The 3,104-nt window shown below is 68.8% G+C and carries 2 protein-coding genes; both read left to right on the forward strand.

Annotated features, from left to right (window positions below):
- Positions 1-338 precede the first annotated feature (338 nt).
- On the forward strand, positions 339-2,381 hold the full coding sequence (locus tag ACT6Y9_RS09880; RefSeq protein ID WP_443744399.1) for a PhnD/SsuA/transferrin family substrate-binding protein: 2,043 nt from the start codon (positions 339-341) through the stop codon (positions 2,379-2,381).
- On the forward strand, positions 2,381-3,022 hold the full coding sequence (locus tag ACT6Y9_RS09885; RefSeq protein WP_295479394.1) for a response regulator transcription factor: 642 nt from the start codon (positions 2,381-2,383) through the stop codon (positions 3,020-3,022). Before ACT6Y9_RS09880 ends, ACT6Y9_RS09885 begins: the two co-directional genes overlap by 1 nt.
- Positions 3,023-3,104 lie beyond the last annotated feature (82 nt).

The following is a 3,104-nucleotide window of genomic DNA, read 5'->3' on the forward strand; positions in this document are numbered from 1 at the left end:
CTGAGCGTTGGTCAAGTGGAGAATCCCCGTCCTTCAGGGCGGGGAGTGCGTCAACTTCATCCCGCCGGCCGGAGTGCCTTCAAAGGGGCGGCTTATTCCGCGAGCACGTCCGCCCATGCCTCGAGAATCTCGTGGCGCTTCCAGTCGAGCGGCCTGCAGTAGTAGGGCGCGCCGTAGATGCGGCCCTTCGATACGGCCGGCACGGCGGCCGTTCATCAAGGCCGCCGTCTGGAATCGGATTGAAGCCCAGCCTCATCGCCCGCGTCAATAGCGGCCGCGGTGCTCTGCTAAGCTTTCCCGGCAATTGCGAGACTTTGCTGCTACTCGTACAGTTCTTCATGCCTCTCCGCACCGCATCCCCGTTCCTGAAGACGCTCGGCCGCCCCCTCGGTGCGTTCGTCCTCGCGCTCCTCGTCGGCGCGGCGGGCGCGCCGCTCTTTGCCGCGGAGCCATCCGCCGCTGACGGCGTTTCGGCCGCGAGCTTCAATCTCGCCGACGTGCGCTCGATGCAGTACCAGGAGGACGTGCTCGCCAACGAGCTCGTGATCGACGAGAAGGCGGCCCCGGCGCGCCCGGGCGACTTCGTCTTCGCGATCGAGGAGACAGGGACGAACGAAACGTATCTGCGCACGATGATGCCCCTCGTGGAGGCGCTCCGAATCGCCTCGCCCGAGCGGCGCGTGCTCGTGCGGCGCATTCCTTCGCGCGAGTTTGCCCAGAGCGTGAAGGCCGAGAAGATTCCCTTCGTGCTCGCGACCTCCGGCACGATGGTCTCGCTCATGGACGAACTGGGTGCGGTGCCGCTCGCCGTGCGCGAACGCACGCTCACGGGCGGCCAGGCGGCGGCCGCCGCGGGAGGACTTCTCATCGTGGACGCGAAGCGCCGGGAGCTCGGGAGCCTTGCGAGCCTCAAGGGCGCGCGCGTGGCGGTGGAGAGCACCGTCTCCTTCGGTCCCTGGCAGTGGCTCATGGGGCGCCTCATCAAAGAGGGGCTCGATCCGGAAAACTACTTCGCCGCGGGCGAATGGCGCCCGCACGACGTGCCCGACGTTTTCAACGCAGTGCTCTCGGGCGACGCCGACGCGGGCCTCGTTTCGCTCTGCACGCTCGAGCGCATGGAGCGCGAGGGCTTCATCGACCCGACGGTCTTCCGGCCGGCGGCGGTGCTCCCCGGGGGGGCGGGACTTTGCCGATCGAGCACGCCGGTGCTTCCCGACTGGACGATCGGCTACCTCACGACGGCGCAGAGCGACGCCGTGCGCCGCGTCGCCGCCGTCGCCTTCAGCATGCCCGAGCGCGACGGCTGGCGCTGGGGCACCCGCGTGGACCTCTCCGAGGTGCGGGGCCTCATGCAGGCGCTCCACTACGGGCCCTATGCGTACCTCGACGAGCAGACCGTGAAGGGGTTCGTGAAGCGCCACGCCGAACTCTTCCTCGCGCTCGCCGCGCTCTTCGCGTTCGTCGTCTTCCATGCGCTCCGTTCGCGGCACCTCGTGCGCGTGCGCACCAAGGACCTCGAGGCGGCGCTCGCCGAAAAGACCCGGATGGAGGAGGAGGCAAGGGTTTCGCGCGAGCGCCTCTCCGCCATCGAGCGCGTCGGACTCCTCTCGCAGATGAGCTCGATGTTCGCGCATGAACTGAAGCAGCCCCTCTCCTCGCTCTCCAACTACATCGGCGGTCTGAAGCTCTGGAACGCGAGGCGCCCGACCTCGGACGCGGACCGCGCGATGGCCGAAGGGGCGCTCGACGCGATGACCGAGGAGACCGCCCGCATCACCTCGATCGTGAACCGCGTGCGCGGCTACGCCAAGCGGAGCACCGAACCCCTGAAGCCCTGCGACTGGACGGCGGTGATCCGCCGCGCCGAGCTGATCGTCGAGCGCCACGACGCGCGCCGCGTGCCGATCCTCACGGCCCCGGGCGAATATCTCGCGGCCGACCCGGCCGACGACCGACCCGCGATGGTCTTGGGCGATCAGCTCGAGCTCGAGCTCCTCGTCCTCAACCTCATCCGCAACGCGGGGCACGCGGCTGCCGGAGAGCGCGACGGGTTCGTGAGCGTGTCGCTGAACCGCGAGGATGGGAACTTCATGCTGCACGTGACGGACAACGGCCCGAAGCTCTCGCCCGAGGGATTCGCGCGCCTCACGGGGTACGGCGACTCGGTGAAGCAGGAGGGACTCGGCATCGGGCTATCGATCTGCCGCGGCATCGCCGACCGCCACGGTGGGGCGTTGCGCTTTCATCAGCTGCCCACTCAAGGTATCTGCGCCGAGGTGACGATCGAGGCGCTCCCCGACGAAGAGGAAAACGACAAGAAGAATGCGGACGGCGGGGCGGACGCTTCGGCGCCGTCCCCGGACCGGACCAAGGAGATCTGATGACGAACGGCACGGAAACGGCGCTTGTGCGCCTCGTCGACGACGACGCGGAACAGTTGAAGAGCCTCGCCTTTCTGCTGCGCATGGCGGGCTTCGAGGTGATGGCCTACCAGAGCGCGGCGTCGCTTCTCGAGCTCGACGATCCGAGGCGCCCGGGGTGCCTCGTGCTCGACCATCGCATGCCCGGCATGACCGGCATGGAGCTGCAGCAGGAGCTCGTGGAGCGCGGCAGTCTCTTGCCGATCATCTTCCTCTCGGCCCACGGCGACATCCCGATGGCGATGCAGGCCGTGCACCGCGGCGCGATGGACTTCCTCGTGAAGCCCGCGGCGCCCGAGCAGCTCATTGCCGCCGTCGAGCGCGCGATCAAGAAGAGCTTCGAAGACCTCGCGGCCGACGCGGGTCAGAGCGACCTCGCGCAGAAGGCCGCGAGCCTCACCGAGCGCGAGCTCGAGGTGGCGCGCCTTGTCGCCGAGGGGCTCCTCAACAAGCAGATCGCCGACCGTCTCTCGATTTCGCTCGCCACCGTGAAGCTTCACCGCGGGAACGCCGCGAAGAAGCTCGGAGTCCGTTCGGCCGTCGCGATGGCGAAGGCGCTCGAAGTTGCGGGGCTCCTCGCCGGCACGGGGGCTGCCCGATGATTTCGAGGAGAAGCATCGCGGGCGCCTCGCTCGCGCTCCTTTCCCTGGCGGCCCTCCCGCAGGCCTCCCGCGCCGCGGCGGA

It is taken from the genome of Sutterella sp., assembly GCF_052272535.1.
GTDB lineage: Bacteria > Pseudomonadota > Gammaproteobacteria > Burkholderiales > Burkholderiaceae_F > Sutterella.